The organism is Chryseobacterium sp. KBW03 (assembly GCF_003852415.1).
Taxonomy (GTDB): domain Bacteria; phylum Bacteroidota; class Bacteroidia; order Flavobacteriales; family Weeksellaceae; genus Chryseobacterium; species Chryseobacterium viscerum.
Genome location: NZ_QAJO01000005.1, coordinates 195,926 through 213,913, shown reverse-complemented (window position 1 = coordinate 213,913; position 17,988 = coordinate 195,926). Strand labels below are relative to the sequence as shown.

General features: G+C 36.6%; 17 protein-coding genes. 4 read left to right on the top strand and 13 right to left on the bottom strand.

Annotated elements, in window-relative coordinates; translation table 11 throughout:
• Positions 1 to 492 (top strand): GNAT family N-acetyltransferase, encoded by a 492-nt coding sequence (locus tag DBR39_RS12440; protein ID WP_088584133.1) that lies wholly within the window; start codon positions 1 to 3, stop codon positions 490 to 492.
• 6 nt (positions 493 to 498) lie between these two features.
• Positions 499 to 1,530 carry an ACR3 family arsenite efflux transporter gene (arsB, locus tag DBR39_RS12435; RefSeq protein WP_048506344.1) on the top strand — a complete coding sequence of 344 codons (1,032 nt, stop codon included), beginning with the start codon at positions 499 to 501 and terminating at the stop codon, positions 1,528 to 1,530.
• 86 nt (positions 1,531 to 1,616) lie between these two features.
• Here the strand turns inward: arsB and DBR39_RS12430 are convergent, their stop codons facing one another.
• The 5 genes from DBR39_RS12430 to DBR39_RS12410 all read right to left on the bottom strand — a co-directional run bounded on the left by DBR39_RS12430 (position 1,617) and on the right by DBR39_RS12410 (position 5,055).
• Positions 1,617 to 2,660, bottom strand: a complete 1,044-nt coding sequence (locus DBR39_RS12430) for an IS110 family transposase (RefSeq protein ID WP_048506343.1) — start codon at positions 2,658 to 2,660, stop codon at positions 1,617 to 1,619.
• 274 nt (positions 2,661 to 2,934) lie between these two features.
• Positions 2,935 to 3,318, bottom strand: a complete 384-nt coding sequence (locus DBR39_RS12425) for a hypothetical protein (protein ID WP_124533538.1) — start codon at positions 3,316 to 3,318, stop codon at positions 2,935 to 2,937.
• A gap of 84 nt (positions 3,319 to 3,402) precedes the next feature.
• Positions 3,403 to 3,789, bottom strand: a complete 387-nt coding sequence (locus DBR39_RS12420; RefSeq protein WP_124533536.1) for a hypothetical protein — start codon at positions 3,787 to 3,789, stop codon at positions 3,403 to 3,405.
• A gap of 61 nt (positions 3,790 to 3,850) precedes the next feature.
• On the bottom strand, positions 3,851 to 4,234 hold the full coding sequence (locus tag DBR39_RS12415) for a hypothetical protein (RefSeq protein ID WP_124533534.1): 384 nt from the start codon (positions 4,232 to 4,234) through the stop codon (positions 3,851 to 3,853).
• A gap of 59 nt (positions 4,235 to 4,293) precedes the next feature.
• Positions 4,294 to 5,055 carry an XRE family transcriptional regulator gene (locus DBR39_RS12410; RefSeq protein ID WP_124533532.1) on the bottom strand — a complete coding sequence of 254 codons (762 nt, stop codon included), beginning with the start codon at positions 5,053 to 5,055 and terminating at the stop codon, positions 4,294 to 4,296.
• A 76-nt stretch (positions 5,056 to 5,131) separates the two neighbouring features.
• Here DBR39_RS12410 and dinB point away from each other — a divergent pair, with 76 nt between their 5' ends.
• On the top strand, positions 5,132 to 6,280 hold the full coding sequence (gene dinB, locus DBR39_RS12405) for a DNA polymerase IV (protein ID WP_124533530.1): 1,149 nt from the start codon (positions 5,132 to 5,134) through the stop codon (positions 6,278 to 6,280).
• Between the two features lie 11 nt (positions 6,281 to 6,291).
• A complete protein-coding gene (locus tag DBR39_RS12400) occupies positions 6,292 to 9,339 on the top strand; it encodes a DNA polymerase III subunit alpha (protein ID WP_124533528.1) in 3,048 nt (1,015 codons plus the stop codon).
• A gap of 45 nt (positions 9,340 to 9,384) precedes the next feature.
• On the opposite strand, the gene DBR39_RS12395 is transcribed toward DBR39_RS12400, so the two are convergent.
• The 8 genes from DBR39_RS12395 to DBR39_RS12360 all read right to left on the bottom strand — a co-directional run bounded on the left by DBR39_RS12395 (position 9,385) and on the right by DBR39_RS12360 (position 17,722).
• Complete coding sequence (locus DBR39_RS12395) at positions 9,385 to 9,930, bottom strand: hypothetical protein (RefSeq protein WP_124533526.1); 546 nt, start codon at positions 9,928 to 9,930, stop codon at positions 9,385 to 9,387.
• A gap of 66 nt (positions 9,931 to 9,996) precedes the next feature.
• On the bottom strand, positions 9,997 to 10,902 hold the full coding sequence (locus DBR39_RS12390; protein WP_124533524.1) for a hypothetical protein: 906 nt from the start codon (positions 10,900 to 10,902) through the stop codon (positions 9,997 to 9,999).
• Positions 10,903 to 10,922: 20 nt separating this feature from the next.
• On the bottom strand, positions 10,923 to 11,825 hold the full coding sequence (locus DBR39_RS12385; RefSeq protein ID WP_124533522.1) for a hypothetical protein: 903 nt from the start codon (positions 11,823 to 11,825) through the stop codon (positions 10,923 to 10,925).
• Positions 11,826 to 11,884: 59 nt separating this feature from the next.
• The gene (locus DBR39_RS12380; RefSeq protein ID WP_124533520.1) at positions 11,885 to 12,211 is read right to left on the bottom strand and encodes a hypothetical protein; all 327 of its coding nucleotides are present in this window, start codon (positions 12,209 to 12,211) and stop codon (positions 11,885 to 11,887) included.
• Positions 12,208 to 12,897, bottom strand: a complete 690-nt coding sequence (locus tag DBR39_RS12375) for a HEAT repeat domain-containing protein (protein ID WP_124533518.1) — start codon at positions 12,895 to 12,897, stop codon at positions 12,208 to 12,210. The genes DBR39_RS12380 and DBR39_RS12375 overlap by 4 nt, the downstream gene beginning before the upstream one ends.
• A 17-nt stretch (positions 12,898 to 12,914) precedes the next feature.
• Positions 12,915 to 14,426 (bottom strand): hypothetical protein, encoded by a 1,512-nt coding sequence (locus tag DBR39_RS12370; RefSeq protein WP_124533516.1) that lies wholly within the window; start codon positions 14,424 to 14,426, stop codon positions 12,915 to 12,917.
• 265 nt (positions 14,427 to 14,691) lie between these two features.
• A complete protein-coding gene (locus DBR39_RS12365) occupies positions 14,692 to 15,603 on the bottom strand; it encodes a hypothetical protein (RefSeq protein ID WP_124533514.1) in 912 nt (303 codons plus the stop codon).
• A 13-nt stretch (positions 15,604 to 15,616) separates the two neighbouring features.
• Positions 15,617 to 17,722 (bottom strand): type VI secretion system Vgr family protein, encoded by a 2,106-nt coding sequence (locus DBR39_RS12360; RefSeq protein ID WP_124533512.1) that lies wholly within the window; start codon positions 17,720 to 17,722, stop codon positions 15,617 to 15,619.
• Between the last annotated feature and the right edge of the window lie 266 nt (positions 17,723 to 17,988).

Here is a 17,988-nt window from a genome sequence, read left to right as displayed (position 1 = left end):
ATGGATATAATTTCATTTGGTAAAGAACAGTTTAGGGAAATTGCTGAAATCTATAGACAGGGCCTTGAAACTGGAAATGCGACTTTTGAAACCTCAGTTCCCAATTGGGAAGATTGGGACAAAAGTAAATTAGAGCATAGCCGTTTTGCTGCTGTCATTGACAATATCATAGTGGGATGGGCAGCGTTATCTGCGGTTAGTGATCGCTGTGTATATGGCGGAGTGGCTGAAGTGAGCATTTACATTTCCAATGACCACAAAGGAAAAGGAATAGGAAAAGCCCTGATGACAAAATTGATAACGGAAAGTGAGATCCATGGAATTTGGACATTACAAAGTGGAATGTTTCCAGAAAATGAAGCTACAATAGCTCTTCATAAGAGTACGGGATTTAGAATAATAGGTCACCGTGAAAAAATCGGAAAGCTTGGAGATACCTGGCGTGACACAGTAATCATGGAAAGAAGAAGTAAAACAATAGGATTAAATTAAAATAGTATGCAACCAAAATTAAAATTTCTTGATAGATACCTGACCTTATGGATATTTCTTGCTATGGCCATCGGCGTGGGCTTAGGTTTCTTATTCCCTGGTATTTCAAAGGTAACAGATTCCTTATCCATGGGTACAACCAATATCCCATTAGCAATTGGATTGATCTTAATGATGTACCCTCCACTAGCTAAAGTGGACTATTCCCTTTTACCGACTGCCTTTAAGGATAAAAAGGTAATTAGTATTTCACTATTGCTAAATTGGGTTATAGGACCAATTTTAATGTTTGTTCTAGCCATTTTATTTTTGAGAAATGAGCCAGACTATATGATAGGATTAATCCTTATCGGATTAGCAAGATGTATCGCTATGGTCATCGTATGGAATGATTTAGCAAAAGGAAATAGAGAATATGCTGCTCTTCTGGTAGCTTTAAACAGTATCTTTCAGGTATTTACCTACAGTTTTTTTGTCTGGTTATTTATCAATGTTCTGCCTGGTAAATTAGGTCTTGCTAATTTCAATGTCAGCGTATCCATGAAAGATGTTACAGAAAGTGTACTTATTTATCTTGGTATTCCTTTTCTAGCCGGATTCTTAAGCAGATACATTCTAGTAAAGTCAAAAGGGATCGAATGGTATAATAGAAAATTTGTTCCAAGAATTTCCCCGATTACATTGTATGCTTTGTTATTCACGATTGTTTTAATGTTCAGCTTGAAAGGTGAAAAAATCGTAGAGCTTCCAATGGACGTAATCAAAGTTGCCATACCATTGATAATCTATTTTATCCTAATGTTCTTCGTTAGTTTCTTTGTAAACAAATCCTTAAAAGTACCTTACGACAAAAATGCATCTATTGCCTTTACAGCGACAGGGAATAATTTTGAGCTGGCCATTGCAGTTGCGATTGCTGTATTTGGTATTAATTCTCCACAAGCTTTTGTTGGTGTCATTGGACCTTTAGTGGAAGTTCCTGTACTCATACTACTGGTCAGAGCAAGTCTGTGGCTGAAGAAAAAATACTATTCTTAAGATAATGCAATAAAATTCAGGGGTAGTAGTATAATCTAAAACCTTTTAAATAAATTATAGGGAGGTCGATTTGGAACTGATAAGTTTTAAATCGACCTCCCTCTTTTTAATTTTATGGAATAATCTACAAATTGCGGATCATAATATGAATTATTTTTCCATAAAATAAAAGTCAACTCTAATAGTTTTCTTTGAATGGCCACAACAGCTTTCATTTTAATTCCATGCTTTGAAACTAATCTTAAAAAAATCTCTCTGAACCTTCCGTCGGTTCTGATTGCAGCTAGAGCAGGAAAATGCATTACCTTCCTTAAATAGCGATTACCCCGCTTGGAGATTCGGGGTTTCGATTTCACTGAAGTTCCAGACGTCTTTTCTTTTACATCCAATCCTGCATAGCTGACTAACTGTCGTTTATTTTTTATCAACTCAAAGCCATTTGTTTCGGCTATAATTGTCACAGCTGTTAGGCTTCCTATTCCCGGAATAGAAGATACTATTGTCATCTTATCCGCTAAAACGTGATCTCCTTTGATAAGTACAGCTATTTCTTCACGTATTTCTTTTTCCTGCAGATCTATTATGGATATTCTCTTTTTTGTTCTCTTCACTGAACTGGCATTTGAAGTTTCAGAAGTATGGTCAGCATGCAGTTGATTTTTTAACATTGTACGCTCCTGTATCAACTGTTCACGCTCTCGACAAAGTTGCTTCAAATCATTGTATATTTTTAAAGGAGGTTCCCAAACTTCCAATTGTCTTTCCAAACCAAATCTCGCAATGGCTTGTGATGCACTCTTGTCCGTTATCGTTTTTATGTCTAGTGTTCTCGAATAATTGCTGATCTTATTCGGTAAAACGATACTGACTTGTTTTTTAACATTGTATAGATAGTATGCCAGGGATTCATGGTAAACACCTGTCGCTTCCATTACATACCGTATCTCTGTTGAGGTCGATGTCTGCTTATTGACCCACGATACAAGAGCTGAATAACCTTTTTTGGTATTTGCAAATACTTTATAAGCATAAACTTCTATACTGAGATGCTCATCCATTCGGCCAAGTGATACCACCAATTCGTTTTGTGCCACATCAATGCCTACCGTTTGTTTTAATAATACCTTCATCTTATTTGTTTTAGATAAGTGAAAACCTTTCGTCATCTTTTCTCCTGAGTGGATATACTGGCTATACGACTCTTGATAATGAGTGCATTCCTTACATTCTGTTCAGATTCTAAAAGGTAAAGAAGAGGAGGTAGTTTCTTTTCCCGAATATACCGTATGGCTATTTAAAGCAAAATCTACTCTCACTCTTCTTCACTTAGATTATAATTATACAAACATAGGAGAAGCAAAAGAACGTCGCCTGATTAAAATATGTAGCTTTTAATTTCTTCCATTATTCTATTTCGAGTTCAAAGTAGGTATCTTCCCAATTGAATTTAGCCTTTAAAAATTCCCAGGCTCTATCGAGTACTATATCCTCGTCCTGACCTAGGTTCTTTGCTTTATTTATAACAAAAAATCCCGTGTAATTTTCTGTCTTATACACAAAGTCTTTATGTTTTGATGTAAATTTTTGGGGCTCTCGTCCATTCATATACAGGAACTCGATCAATGATTCGCTTTTTAGGTGATAGACCCAGGTTCTTTCATCCTCAATATAATACCCACCCACTAGCGAATCCGATTTCTGGGACACAAGCTCACCGTCATTTTCGTAATCCTGTATGCTTTTTTCGCACAAAAGAAATTCTGGTTGATGAAACTCGATATTTTTCATTTTTCTAAAAAAGTTATAAAAATTATTAATGGGGTGATATGGCTTACTTTATTAATAAAGTTTTTGAAATTTATGGAATTTGGATCAGTTGATATTAAAATCATTTCCGGATCTGATGGATTTTAAGTGATCTCTTATATTGATTGTTTTGTCTTCCCATATAAAAAAACTTTCTAGATAGTCCCAGGCTAGATCTAATACCACATCTTCACTCTGTTTAGTAATGTTGCAGTTGTTCTTAACAAAAAAACCTATATAGCGATATTGAAAATAAGTGAATTCTTTATGTTTCTCATTGAAATTATAGGTTCCCAGTTCGTTCATAAAAACAAATTCTACGAGTGACTGGCTTTTTAGGTGATATACCCAGATCCTTTCATCGTTGAGAATGTGATCCCCCAGAAGTGTGGAATCCTTTATACCTATTTCGCAAAGAAGAAACTCAGGCTGTTTAAATTCAAAACTATTCATGACAGATATCGTTAATTACTCTCTACTAATCTACGATATTTCTTTGTTGTTTTTTTTGATATTAATCCCTGTTTCCAAATGTTTCCTTAAATTCTTCTGCCCATTTACGCTTTCCGAGTAAAAATGCCCAGGCTGATTCCAAAATCAAATCCTCATCAAATCCGAGACGTCTTGCGTTATTCTTGACAAAGTAACCGGTATATATGTCTTCCTTATAAGAAAACGTTTTATTCCTGGTCGCGAAATATAGCGGGGAACGCTCATTCATATATACGAATTCGATTAAGGATTCGCTCTCCATATGATATACCCAAATTCGCTCTTCGTCAGTGTCAAAACTGAATGAATTACTTTTTGAATAATGATATTCGTTTTCATAATGATAATCCACGAGTCCCGTTTCAATTACAATAAATCTAGGTTGTTGGAATTCGGCTACTTTCATTTTTCCTTTAAAATTACATTTTTTTTTAATGTGTATCTTAAAGCATTCAAAGGTTTCATCTAAAATCTCTGTTCTAAAATTTCACCTTTTAATTCCTCAAACAGTTTCAGAATTCTTTCTTTATCGGCTTCTATCTTTAATATATCGAATTCTTCAGTCGATATACTGCATCTGAATTCCCATATTTCCAGTATATTCTCCTTTGCTATTTCATAGGAGTTATAGAATTTATTGTCAGCGCCAACTTTAATCTTGCTCGAAGATTGTTCTTCGAGTCTTTTATAGGTGATGCCTTCACGGGTTATGAATATATAAGATTTTCCTAATTTTAAATCACTGAGAGATTCAACATATTGTCCTATAATAAAATTTCCGTCTTTGTACGGTGGCATAGAATCACCCTCAACAGGAAATGCCCGATACTTTCCGTGATTGAGAAATGGAAGGGACATTGTCTGCAGATTTTCAATATAGTCTGGATCAGAATAACCAACCAGATAACCCATCGATGCTTTGAATGGAATAACTTCGATTTTATTTTCACCTTTACTATCCGTTTTGATAGGCAATAATATTCTGTTGTCAGGCAGCTTTAGCAACTCCTCCAATTTATATTTTCGTAAATCTATTGAAATTAATAGATCCACACTTACCTTATAATAGCGGGATATCTTAAGTAGAATGTCAATGGGTGGATCACTGGCACCCTCCTCATATTTGCTATATCTACCTCTTGTAATATGAAGCGCATCCGCAACAATTTGTTGTGAAGCATTAAGTTCGTTTCTCAGAAAACGCAGATTATCAGCGAGTAATAACATTGCTATAATTTATAGCAACAAAGTTAGTGTATTTTGCTAAAAATCATAGCAATTTTGTAAAATAAAACTTGACAGTATGCAAAGGGCGATAGTACATATGGATCTGGACACTTTTTTTGTGTCCTGTGAGCGGTTGGTCAACTCAGAATTGAAGGGCATACCCCTCATTATTGGCGGTGGTGACAGAGGTGTCGTGTCATCTTGTTCTTATGAAGCGAGATCTTTCGGCGTTCGTTCGGCTATGCCAATGCGAATGGCGTTGCGCTTATGCCCCCAGGCCAAGGTCGTCAAAGGTGACATGGAACTTTATTCAAAAATGTCCCACACAGTAACCGAGGTGATCGAGGAAACTGCACCACTTATGGAAAAAGCATCAATAGACGAGTTTTATCTTGATTTGACCGGAATGGACAAGTTTTTCGGGGCATACAAATGGACAAACGAGCTGGGAGCAAAGATCGAAAGAGAGACGGGACTTCCGATCAGTTATGCATTGTCAGTTAATAAAACGGTAAGTAAAATAGGCACGGGCGAATCTAAACCACATGGACATCGTGAAATTCCCTCTTTGGGCGTTCATTCCTTTTTAAGCCCATTGTCAATAAGAAAGATGCCGATGGTGGGAAATGCAACATTTCAGCTTTTTTCAAGAGTTGGAATTAGAACCATTGGGACGCTGGCCGAAATGCCTGTGGAGGTATTGCAACAAATGATCGGAAAGAATGGTATTGACTTGTGGAAGAAAGCAAACGGTATTGATGAAACTCCTGTTGTCCCATATTCAGAAAGGAAATCTATATCAAAAGAACGCACCTTTAGCAGTGATACGATGGATGTCAAGGAAGTAAAGGGGCTCATTGCTGGTATGGCGGAGCAATTAGCACATCAATTGAGACAGGAAAAATGGCTGACCTCCACTGTGGTAATCAAGATTCGGTATTCAAACTTTGATACAGAAACCAAACAATGTCGGGTGACATATACCTCGGCAGATCATACCCTTGCCAGGGTTGCTGTGGAACTTTTCGATAAAATTTATTCCAGGCGAATGCGGCTTCGATTGGTAGGCTTACGTTTTACAGATCTGGTACACGGTAGCTACCAAATGAACCTGTTTGAAGATTCATCTGAATTGATCAGCTTATATCAGGCGATGGATAATATCAAGAATCGGTTTGGAAGCTCTGCTGTCGGCCGGGCAATAGGCTTTGACTTTTTACATTAAAACGCACAAGTATGTTTTTAAACTGTCATTCTTACCATAGTCTTCGATATGGCACATTATCCATAGATGACCTTGTATCCCAAGCTTCGGCGCTGGGAGTAAGGGAACTTGTATTGACCGATATCAACACCGTTACGGGTATATATGAATTTAAGAAGAAATGTGAACAACATGGTATAAAACCAATAGCAGGAGTAGAGGTTCGAAAGAATAATATCCTCCAATATATTTGCATTGCGAAAGAATTTGATGGCTTATCGGAAGTGAATAGGATATTGTCATCTTATAACTGCGATGAGGTTGATCTTCCAGTAAGACCGAATCTTCAGAAGAACTTTATAATTTATCCGCTCAATAATATTCCAGCAGATCTTAAGGATAACGAATTTGTTGGGGTAAGGCTAGAAAACTTAAACCTTTTGATTCGCGCGGAATACAAAAAGCTAATTCCAAAGATGGTCATCCTACATCCGGTAACATTCAGTACTAAAAAAGAATATAATCTACATCGGATTTTAAGAGCTATAGATAATAACGTATTGCTTTCGAGGCTTCAGGAAGATGATGTATGCGCAAAATCTGAATATTTTAAGCCCTCGGATATTATTTTAAAAATTTATGAAAATTATCCTCAGATTATCCAGAATACCGCGTCATTACTAGCAGATTGTGAGTACCGATTTGAATTTGGCACACCAAGGAATAAAAAGCACTATACCGGAACAAAGGCTGATGACTTGATGTTATTGACACGATTGGCCCATGCGGGGTTAGAAAGACGATACGGAAAACACCACCAGCTAGCTAAAAAACGGATTGAGAAGGAATTAAAAGTAATTGATGAATTGAATTTTAGTGGTTACTTTCTGATAACATGGGATATCATCAGGTACAGCAACAGTATGGGATTTATGCACATCGGCCGTGGGAGCGGGGCGAACAGTATTGTTGCATACTGTTTGGGAATCACTGACATATGTCCGCTGGAGCTTGATCTCTACTTTGAACGTTTTCTGAACGAAAACAGAAAAAGTCCCCCTGATTTTGATATCGACTGGTCTTGGCAGGAACGTGATATTATCCTTGATTACATTTTCAATCGTTATGGGAAAGAGTTCGTGGCGTTCTGCGGAACAAATGTTGAATTTAAATACAGATCAATTATCCGTGAGGTCGGTAAAGCATTTGGTTTACCAAAGGAAGAATTAGATGAACTCAGCAAAAATCCTGAAAAGGTTTTTCGTGATGAGATTGTCCAACAGGTACAGAAATACGGAAAGCTTTTAGAAAAATTTCCAAATCAGAGAAGTATGCATTCCTGTGGGATACTGATTTCAGAGGAGCCACTGACGAATTTTACAGCACTCGAAATGCCTCCTAAAGGGTTTCCCATCGTGCAATGGGATATGCATACCGCTGAGGAAATAGGTTTTGAAAAATTTGATATTCTATCTCAGCGTGGGCTGGGAACTATTAATGACACTGTAAAACTTCTCGAAGAAAAACGGGGAATAAAAGTCAACATTAAAGACACTTCAATTTCTAAGAATGAAAAGCAATGCAATGAGTTCTTAAGTCAGGGCAAAACTATCGGCTGCTTTTACATAGAGTCACCAGCAATGCGTGGCTTGCTTCGGAGATTGAAATGTGATAATTATAAAACCTTAGTAGCAGCCTCATCGATCATACGTCCAGGAGTCGCACAGTCCGGTATGATGCGGGAATACATTTTCCGCCATAACAATCCAGACCAGTTTGAATATTTCCACCCCGTATTTGAACAGCAGCTGGGAGAGACATATGGGATAATGGTGTATCAGGAGGATGTCATTAAGATCGCCTTGCATTATGGTGGCGTATCTGCTGCCGATGGGGATATACTGAGACGGGCAATGAGCGGAAAAGGCCGTTCGCTTGCTGCGTTACAGAAGGTTAAGGATGATTTTTTTGATGCCTGTAAGAAACAGGGACATCCAGAAGAATTAAGTAAAGAGATCTATCGACAGATAGAATCTTTCGCTGGTTATTCGTTCTGCAAAGCTCATTCAGCATCCTATGCTGTAGAAAGTTACCAGAGCTTATTCCTTAAGGTCAATTATCCCATTGAATTTATGGTAGCTGTAATCAACAATATGGGGGGATTCTACAGAACCGAAGTGTACGTCCATGAGGCAAGAATGTCGGGAGCAACAATATTAAATCCATGTGTTAATCATAGTGAGTATCAAACTACGGTATTTGGTGACCAGATATATTTAGGTTTGATGCATCTTGAAAAAGTCGAAAAAAAGGTAGCTGAACTGATTCCCGAAGAAAGGCGCAGAAATGGGGATTATAAATCAATGGAAGATTTTATTAAAAGAATCCCGATAGGTATTGAAACAATTCAGATCTTTATTTTCATTGGCGCTTTTCGTTTCAGTGGTGTTCCAAAAAACGAGTTGCTTCTAAAAGCGAGGGTTCTGCTCGGTGAATTTAAGCCGGAACGTCGTTTTGAAACTTTATTTGAGCAGCCGGTAAAAGAATTTAAATTTCCTGAATTGAGACGTGATATCTTTGAAGACGCTTTTGATGAAATCGAGATCCTGAGCTTTCCTGTTTCATGTACTCCGTTTGACCTACTAAAAACTAAATATAGGGGAACCGTAATGGCAAAAGATTTGACCACCTACCACAAGAAAGAAGTGAAGATGCTCGCATATCTGATTTCAAGAAAGCATGTTCCAACGAAAAGGGGAACGATGTATTTTGGTACCTGGGTCGATGTTAATGGTGACTACTTTGACACAGCACATTTTCCAGACTGTCTTGGGAAGTATCCATTTCAGGGCGGCGGATGTTATTTGTTGCTGGGAATTGTTGAGGTGGATTTTCATTTTCCAACGATTACAATTACTAAAATGGCAAAAATGCCTTTCATTCCTGATCCGAGATATGCCCATGATGAAGCAAAAAAGTTTGAAGCACAAGAACGTATAAAAGAGGATGTCAGCATGACCTTTAGGGCTCCTTATCCACAGGAGAATGAAATTGGCTTACCCCGGTATAAAGCCAAATGATTGGCAATCTATGATTTTTTTAATCATTTAAATTATCGCGATATTTTACCATCTCCAGTGTCTATCATCAATGTATTGTAGCGAATGATCGGAACAAAATCCTTGTATGTAATCCAAAAACTCAGGCAAATCTTTTATCTGGTCTTTTGGGAACACTAGATAGTTTCCGACAATAAGTTTAATAAATATATTATCAATGGTTTCAGAAACATAGCTAAAGTTGTCATAGTTATGTTTTGAACTTGCCATAGATCCCACAATTTCAAGATAATTACCTTCAAAAGTTACAGTAAATTGTTCCCCAAAGAGATTTTTATGCTCATCTGCTTTTATTAATTTTTTAAAGGACCGCCAATAAAACCACCGCTGAAACCTTGGGAAAATAATAACAGCAATGGCGCCGACAATAGTAATAAGTAGTGAAAGTTGCTTGTTGAAAAAGAATAATATTATGGCAAACCCAATCAAAATAAATACTAAAAGCTTTTTATTCGTGCGTAGCAGTTTCTGAAACTGCGGAGATTTTGAATTGGTATACAATAAACCTTCAAGCTCTAATTTCTCTGTTCGCGTAAAAACTAATTTCATCATTATTCGTTAGCATATTAAAATCCAATTTTATTTTTGTTCAATAAAGATTTACAGGCATAAAAGCACTTAAACAAAAATAAAACTATCCATGTAACCGTATTTACTACACCAGAAGTCAGCCCATAAATGAAATGCTTTCTCAGTAGAAACTTGTTTTAGCCGCTGTAATCTTTCTCCAACTTCGTTAGGATTAAAGCCAGGTCCATTTATTGTAAGCCAAGCTTTGTCATATTCTTTTTTTACCATGTAATATTCAAATAATTCCTTCTTTTCAATATCTGGTTTAAGCCAATCAGGAATATTATCTAGGGGCTGATATTTAGGTTTCCTATTAAAAAATGAAAATCCTCTATTTTTAATATCGTATCCAAGCCATTCCTTTTGAAAAATTTCAAAGAAAGAAGCCTGTAAAATATTTCTTTCAATAATTACTGATTCATTGCTAGGATGACTACCGTCATAGTTATTTTTATTGTAGATGCAGTTTAATGGTTGATTCTCAATGAAAATTGGAAGAAAACATTCAGTGTTATTAGTTTCTCTTTCACTAATTTCATAAAATTTAGATAAATCTTCCTTTGAAATCTGCAATTTTTTAGCAAGACTAAGAAATTCATCAGTCATTACATAATTAAATTGATCAATAAATTGTTCAAATAACATTCCTTCGATAAACTGCTCATAGCTTCTGGCAGACTCACCTATTAGAAAACCGTTTCCAAAGTCAATATATCCAAATGTATATTCTCGCTCACAAAACCAATGCTTAATAATTCCCTCAGCTACTGGAGTAGAATTATAATCAATTATGATCGGAATAAATAACGGAGGAAAGGGAAAGTCTGCTTTATCATTTTTAGATGTAGCCCCATAGTATTCCCAACCACTATATTCACTAAAGGGTCTTATTGTTCCCATTGAAATCTCAGTTATTCTGGGATCTGAACAAATTTCATTTAAAATTTCTTTCATTCTTTAATTTCGCCTCACACTTATATGAAAATAAAACTATCCATATCCCCATACTTTTCACACCAAAAGTCCGCCCATAAATGATAGGCTTTCTCATTGGTGAATTCTTTCAGACGGTATAGTCTTTCACCTACTTCTTTGGGGGTAAAGCCAATACCATTAATTGTGAACCAGGCTTTGTCGTACTCTCTAGAAATAATATACTTTTCAAATAGCTCTTTTTTATTTGTATTGGCTAAAAGCCATTCGGGAATATCGTCGATTGGTTTATATTTTGGATGTTTTTTAAAAAAAGGAAAACCTGACTTATCCTTATTGTATCCAATCCATTCTTTTTGAAAGATTTCAAAGTAACAAGACTTTGGAACATTGCTCAAAATTATCAGTTTATCGTTAGAGGGAAATTCACCATCATAAATTTCATTTTCTTTTAGACAGGAAAGCGGTCTATTTGTATCAATTATCGATAAATTACATTCTGGATTTTGTTGATGGCTCTGATTTGCTTGTTGAAATTCTAAAAAATTTTGATTTCTCAACCCCATGAGTGCCGCACATTTTTCTAGTCTTTCAGTAACAATACAATCCTCGCTGTTCACGAATTCGTTAAACAACAATCGCGAAAACAGTTGCTTCTCGTTTCTGGCAATTTCATTTGTTTGAAACCCAGATCCATCTATCATATCTCCAAAACTAATTTTCCTGTCTGAAAACCAGTGTTTAATAATTCCCACATGATAATGGTCTGCGTCATAACTATACATAAAAGGTATGAAAAACGGTGGATGAGCAAATGAGCCTGTTTTTGGCTCTTCAATATAAAACCTAAACATGCTATACTCATCAATAATCGGAATTTCACCTTTATACAATGCTTTAAGTTCCTTTCCTAAATTTAATTCATTTAATATATTTTCCAACATAGAATAACAGCACTTAAACAAATCTAAAGAGTAACATACGAAAAGAGGGGATCTATTTACTACCAACTCATAAAACCAAAGTCATTTGGTATTTGCCAATTTGGATTATCAAAAGCAGATTTAATTATATCTACACATTGATCATAATCGCATTCTTTCTGAAAGGAGCCCCGTTTCTGCGGATCGGGAATATCCGCCATCCATAGATTATCATCGTTCCAATCAAATTGAATTATTTTATCATTGGTCTTAAAGCCAATAAAGCTTCCTTTTTCTTCCGATAGATTATAGAAAGTTTCTAATGCATTTTCTAAAGTCATTTCACGGGCTTCACTAGATTCAATTCCTTCGTCTGAGGATGAATCATAATAGAATGTCCTAATCATAATAAATTAAATTTTTTAATAATTTTATCTTTCGAACCAATTATGTTTCCTGAAATCTCTCCTGAAATTGGGTCTTCTTTTAGACCATATTTTATCTTTGTCAGATCCTGAATTACAACAACGATTATAGCAATCAGCTGTTCATTTGATTCTGACTTTAACTTTTCATAAAGGAAAGGTAATATCATGTCTTTAGCAGCTGGAATCCTAAAATATATCTGACGCATTGCAGTGATCAGAAAACATTTAAGATCCAGTTCTTTTTCCGTTAAAAAATGATTTTGTAAAATACTTATCATGTCTGTATCTCCTAACCATCCAATTGCGATAATAGCCTTATACCTTAGATCATAAATAGTGCTGTCCAAATATGGAGTTATATCGCTGAGATATTTCTTAACGCCGGATAATCCTAATAGATGAATTACATTTGATTTTTTTGTTGTATCGTTTTCATTTTTAAGTTTTTCACTTAAAAAAATCAAACCAGCTTCGCCTCTTTTTAAGAAACCTTTTCCTAGAATTCTTTTTAGATCTTTATTTTGACTGTCTTGGAATAACTGATAATGTTTTTCCATCCCTTCATGGGAGGTATCTAACAATAGTTTGTTTAAAAAGTCATTATGTACTTTGAAACTATCGGTTTCATTAGCCTTTTGATAGTTCAAATCTATATTATCATTCATTTTGTTAAATTACTAATTTATTTAAGAATTTTGGGTTTATTGGCAGGTCCGAATTCGTGATATTGATCTCCACAAATTTTATGCCTAGCCCTATGGGTGTCTTTAGGCTGAGTTTTCATATTATCCGCCACGTCTATTTCAGATTTACCCTCATTCGTACTTCTTGTATACAAAGGCTCTTCATGAGAAACTTCATAACCTTCAGGAACTTTATTTCCGTTATTATCTTTAATAAATTGACGGGCTTCCGGTGTTAAATCCGCATTTGGATCATCCGCATCTCTCAACAGGGTTTTCCTACGCTCAGACATACTTCTATTGTATTCATCCCCTGTACGGGACTTGCCACCAGTTGCATTTGGATCTTTAGCGTATGTTCCGTCTGGATTCCTTAGCTTTCCGTTACTATCTCTAAATGTACCAGGCGGATCGGCTGGCGGGTTTGATTCAAATGCATCCCCTTTAAGATTAGCTGAATTTTCAGTAGGAGTTTCAGTGTTACTGTTGGGGCTTTTAGCTACAGGCTCTTGCTTATTCACAATACCATCATCTGTAGCCGGTTTCGCACTAGCAGGGTCGGTATTAGATTTACCTTGCGCAGCGGCCCTTGCTTCCGCAGCTGCAAGTGAAGGAGCTGTTTTAATATTAATAAATGGGCCAATGAGATCTGAACCGAAGAGAAGAACATCATTTAATGTAATAGATTGATATCCATTTTCTTGAATTCTCTTTATAGCTTCTTTTTCAGGTATTGCCATGTCCCATTTCTGTTCTTCACTTAAATCCCAAGCTTCGCCTCTTTGGTATTGATTGTATCCCGATGTACCTTTTACAGCACCCATAATACCTAAATTTATACCAATGCTTGACCATGTTGGCCAAGTAAATGCAACAGACTGCGAAAGCGTCGCTACTCCGCTCATACCCGTAAAGGCACTGGCTCCAAGTCCTCCCAAAAGACCAATTCCCGCACCCCCTAATGCACATTCCAAAAAGGTAGTAAAATATGAAAGACCAGCTTGCATGTAGGCATCATTCCAGGTTTTAATGTTGGGCGCGTATTTAACTACTCCACCAACATCACAGGTCATAACACAATCACTTGTAATCGCAGGTGTATTGGTTAACAAAAGATCTCCTTTACTGTCTGACCAATGTCTCACCTGAGCATTCTTTTGACCACATTTCATATTTCCCTCGACCATTCCTATGATACCTCCGACAATACCGCCCCCAGCACCAATGGCAACTAACGCTAGAAGACCAAGCCCTGCACCGCCAGTTGCAATCACAAAAGCTGAAATAACAACAGCCGCAACAACAACTACTATTGCTGTCAATATAGCGGTCATTAGCATGGATTTAGTGCATCCAAAATCAATGGTACTCAAAGTGGCCGTATCCGCTACCGTAATATACGTCTCTCCACCACCTTCCTTTGTATTGCTCTTTCGGGTTCCTTGTACAGGCGCGGGCATTGCGCCGGAAGAACACATCCAAAAATCTTTTTCAGTTATGATCTTTCCCATCCTCCTTTCTCAAAATCCGTTTTCTTTTATAATAATATAGCCTAACTCGTTTCTCGAACATTCTCATTTCAAAAAGATATGAGCGTAAAGTGATAATTTCTCCACTTCGATGAGACAGTTCAATAAGAAACGCTTTTCCATTAAATTTTTCTTCAATAGCCAAATTGCTGGTAAAATTTAAAGACAGTCGGAATTTCCCAAAACTGAAAGTTTTCGGGAGTTTTTTATCTTGATTTTTTATTGCTGTAATATTGGTCATAACGTCTTACTCAATGGTCAATTCAATTTGTTTAGTATCCAGTTCCTGTTCTTTCAATAATTTCTCTTTTAGGATCTCCTCACACACAAGAGTATAGGTCATTTTCATATACAGATCGTCATCAGCAATCTCATTCCTGTATATCTTGGCCTGAATCAGACGACCTGTTTCTTCTTCAATTTCGTATTTTCCGGTTTCATCAAGTTCCGTGGTAAGTTTTCCTATGTCTTTCATTTGACTAAATTGCAGGTAGGCACGTTGATAGAATCCAGCCCCAAGAACTACTGACGGAATACCTTTTACCTGTAAAATTATATTCCTGTCCGAATTACTGTAATCTCTAATAATTTCGTACATATAGCGCCAGGTTACATTTGCAGTCTTGAACCAGTTCGTTCCTGTCAGTATTTCGGATTTTGGTAGATTCTTTTCAAAAAATTTATTAAAATAAATCATAAAGAATTCACCATACTGAATCCCTTGTATCAATCGTGATTCATCATTGAAAATACTGTCATGTAGCTGAATCGCGTTTTTAATATCAGGAGTACGCTCGGCAATTGCTACCATTTCTTTTTTTACATCTTTCCATTTATCAAGGACAACATGAAGGTTTAGTATTTTTTTAATTACTCCGGCTTGATCAATAATCAGATGAAGTTCATTGTACATACGGGAAAATACCTGTGTCATAGTTGCCGTTTCTTTCACAATTGGATTATCTGTATGTAATAAGATATGGTCAAGTAATAGCAACTTTACCTCAATTTCTCCTTCGTTGACAGAAACAACGGTGAAATCCCATCGAAGTTTTGTCTTACTCTCCATTTTAACATTGACACCATAGAGATCCGTATCAATATACATCGTGTACTGTTCTGAAAATGGCCGACGGATCTTTATTATTTTGCTTTTCATCGGTTAGTATTTATCAGTTAATGAAAGCATCACCACCATCGATTTTTGTCTGACCACCTCCGATATGATTTGATGGTGAAGTCAGATTGATTCCTTCCTTAGCTGCAAGACCGATGCCCTCAGCTCCAATTCCAATTATTTTACCACTGAGGACAATCTTACCATCTGACATAAGTGTCATCGAACTGGCTCCTGTTTTAATGGTAATGTTGGTATCACATTCCAATTTTATATTCCCCGCATTATCCATTTTAAACATCGAATTTGCACCTCCGCCTTTTTTCCCACCAACATTTATGGAACTTGTACTTCCTGCATTAATTTTATGACTTGCATTCACATTTGTATCGGCATTCCCAGCACCGTCAAATTTCATGTTTGCTCCACCTTGGTCAGTAAGAAAAACAGAACCCTCTCCGTCGTTGAGCTCCAGTTTATTTCCGCTTCTGCTACTAAGACTTTTAATATTATTTCCTTCGCCTCCTCCGGCTCCGATTCCACCGTGATACATTCCGCCCATAACAAAAGGACGATCAGGGTGAAGATGCACATAATTAACAATTACCTGATCTCCAACTTCGGGTATAGACATAAATCCCCTGTTTTTTCCAACCTTATCACTACTTCCTGCATCGGGTGACATAACACGGATAAATTCAGTAGTATCCTGACCTTTTTGCCAGTCCAGCTGTACCTGTACTCTTCCCTGATTTAAGGGGTCTGTATTAGATATTACTTTTGCAAATTGTGGCTCCGCTAATGGATTGGTATATTCTGGTCTTGGCAGAAAGCCCGTATCGGAGGCAATTGCTTTAAATGATCCTTCATAATAGCCTCTGGCATCTACCTGATGAAGAGCTTCAATAACCATTAATTTCGTAAAGAAAGTAGTCTCATTGGAGTCCCGCTTTCGCATTTCTATATCAGCGACGCAGCCAGGATAAAGAAATGGCAAACTTGTTTTTCCAGAAGTAACCAATACCTCTGCAGCTTTGCTTCCGGCAGTACCTTTTTGGGAAGCATCAATATCCATAAAAGATGTTGCTTTGATCGGTGCAACCCGTAAGGACGGTGTTTGAAATGTCCTTTCAGAAATCTCGTAGGCACGTTTGGCAATATCCGAGGTATGGGTGATTTTGGAACCGCTGCCTTGAAACTTTTCATCTTTACTACTATTATAGCCGTAAAATGTCGGTTTTACATGCTCAGCTTTCATTTTGATCTTAACATCACTTAAATTACTTCCGTAAACCAGTTTAACAGATTGTTCCTGTGGTGGCATTTTCCCAAAATGGAGAATTTCGCCGTCATAAAAGAACTGCTCACCATAGGCTTCTGCAATTCTTGCCAAGTAATTAAAATGTGTTTCTTCATACTGACAGCTGTATGGAATATTACCGTGCTGAGCATCAACACGAAAATCATATTTTCCCTGATCCAGTGCTTCTTTAATTACTTCAGTTGCAATGCTGTTCAGGCTGATTGGCTGCATACCTCCGAAACTCTGGATATGGGGTGCTGCATCTAATAAAATTGTTGGACTATATCCTGAAAATACAATATTTCCCAAACTGCCTTTTTCCTGACTAAAGCCAACCTCTGTTATAACACCGACAAAGTTACGCTCAGGACTTTGCTCAACTTCTTTATATTTAAAAACAACTGTAATTCTCTTACCTAAAAATTTCTGTGCATTTTCCAGGTTATGATTCTCATGATCTCCCAATGTATCATGGGCCAGGATAAGTTCAAATTTATGATGTTTTGAAGCTCTCTGTTTTAATTTGAAATGTTTGAAATATTTTATCGGCTTGCCTTCAACATGAATGTCAAGATTCACCACTCGATTTATGCCTGCAATTACATTTTCGGGAATTGCTTTGGCATTATAGATCTGTGAAGTAGGTTGTTTGCCCCAGATTTTTTCTTTTGAGATCTCTGGCTCATTGGGTAATATCGACTTATTGAACATCTGTTTCCCTGTGCTGATGGCATTTTTAACTTTAACGGCATCTTGGTCTAGATCTTCAACATTTACATTTTTTTTGAATTCGTTCTCATAATTCATCTTATCTGAATACTTTCCGGTATGGGAAAGATCCTTTTCTTCTTGAAACATGATAATAATTTTTTCGGTTGTGTTTAATTAAAATATAATCCTTTGGGTAGGATTCTTTGAGGACAACTGCAAACAAAAAGGTAGGCCCTGTTCCATTTACATTAATTTCACTTGCTTGTAATTGTAGCGAAAACTAGCGGGAATACCTCAACAAGAGGTGATTTGAAAATTAAATAAATGATTCATTAGCGGTTTTTAATAGGTTAATAATTAATGACTTGGTAAGCCAATATATAACTATAAAAATTTCTGACAAAATTTTATAC

Coding starts and splice junctions, on each gene's coding strand:
- arsB (WP_048506344.1), top strand. CDS start 499: ATGCAACCAAAATTAAAATTTCTTGATAGATACCTGACCTTATGGATA.
- dinB (WP_124533530.1), top strand. CDS start 5,132: ATGCAAAGGGCGATAGTACATATGGATCTGGACACTTTTTTTGTGTCC.
- DBR39_RS12440 (WP_088584133.1), top strand. CDS start 1: ATGGATATAATTTCATTTGGTAAAGAACAGTTTAGGGAAATTGCTGAA.
- DBR39_RS12380 (WP_124533520.1), bottom strand. CDS start 12,211: ATGATTAGGACATTCTATTATGATTCATCCTCAGACGAAGGAATTGAA.
- DBR39_RS12410 (WP_124533532.1), bottom strand. CDS start 5,055: ATGTTATTACTCGCTGATAATCTGCGTTTTCTGAGAAACGAACTTAAT.
- DBR39_RS12360 (WP_124533512.1), bottom strand. CDS start 17,722: ATGTTTCAAGAAGAAAAGGATCTTTCCCATACCGGAAAGTATTCAGAT.
- DBR39_RS12420 (WP_124533536.1), bottom strand. CDS start 3,789: ATGAATAGTTTTGAATTTAAACAGCCTGAGTTTCTTCTTTGCGAAATA.
- DBR39_RS12385 (WP_124533522.1), bottom strand. CDS start 11,825: ATGTTGGAAAATATATTAAATGAATTAAATTTAGGAAAGGAACTTAAA.
- DBR39_RS12390 (WP_124533524.1), bottom strand. CDS start 10,902: ATGAAAGAAATTTTAAATGAAATTTGTTCAGATCCCAGAATAACTGAG.
- DBR39_RS12425 (WP_124533538.1), bottom strand. CDS start 3,318: ATGAAAAATATCGAGTTTCATCAACCAGAATTTCTTTTGTGCGAAAAA.
- DBR39_RS12430 (WP_048506343.1), bottom strand. CDS start 2,660: ATGAAGGTATTATTAAAACAAACGGTAGGCATTGATGTGGCACAAAAC.
- DBR39_RS12400 (WP_124533528.1), top strand. CDS start 6,292: ATGTTTTTAAACTGTCATTCTTACCATAGTCTTCGATATGGCACATTA.
- DBR39_RS12415 (WP_124533534.1), bottom strand. CDS start 4,234: ATGAAAGTAGCCGAATTCCAACAACCTAGATTTATTGTAATTGAAACG.
- DBR39_RS12395 (WP_124533526.1), bottom strand. CDS start 9,930: ATGATGAAATTAGTTTTTACGCGAACAGAGAAATTAGAGCTTGAAGGT.
- DBR39_RS12365 (WP_124533514.1), bottom strand. CDS start 15,603: ATGAAAAGCAAAATAATAAAGATCCGTCGGCCATTTTCAGAACAGTAC.
- DBR39_RS12370 (WP_124533516.1), bottom strand. CDS start 14,426: ATGGGAAAGATCATAACTGAAAAAGATTTTTGGATGTGTTCTTCCGGC.
- DBR39_RS12375 (WP_124533518.1), bottom strand. CDS start 12,897: ATGAATGATAATATAGATTTGAACTATCAAAAGGCTAATGAAACCGAT.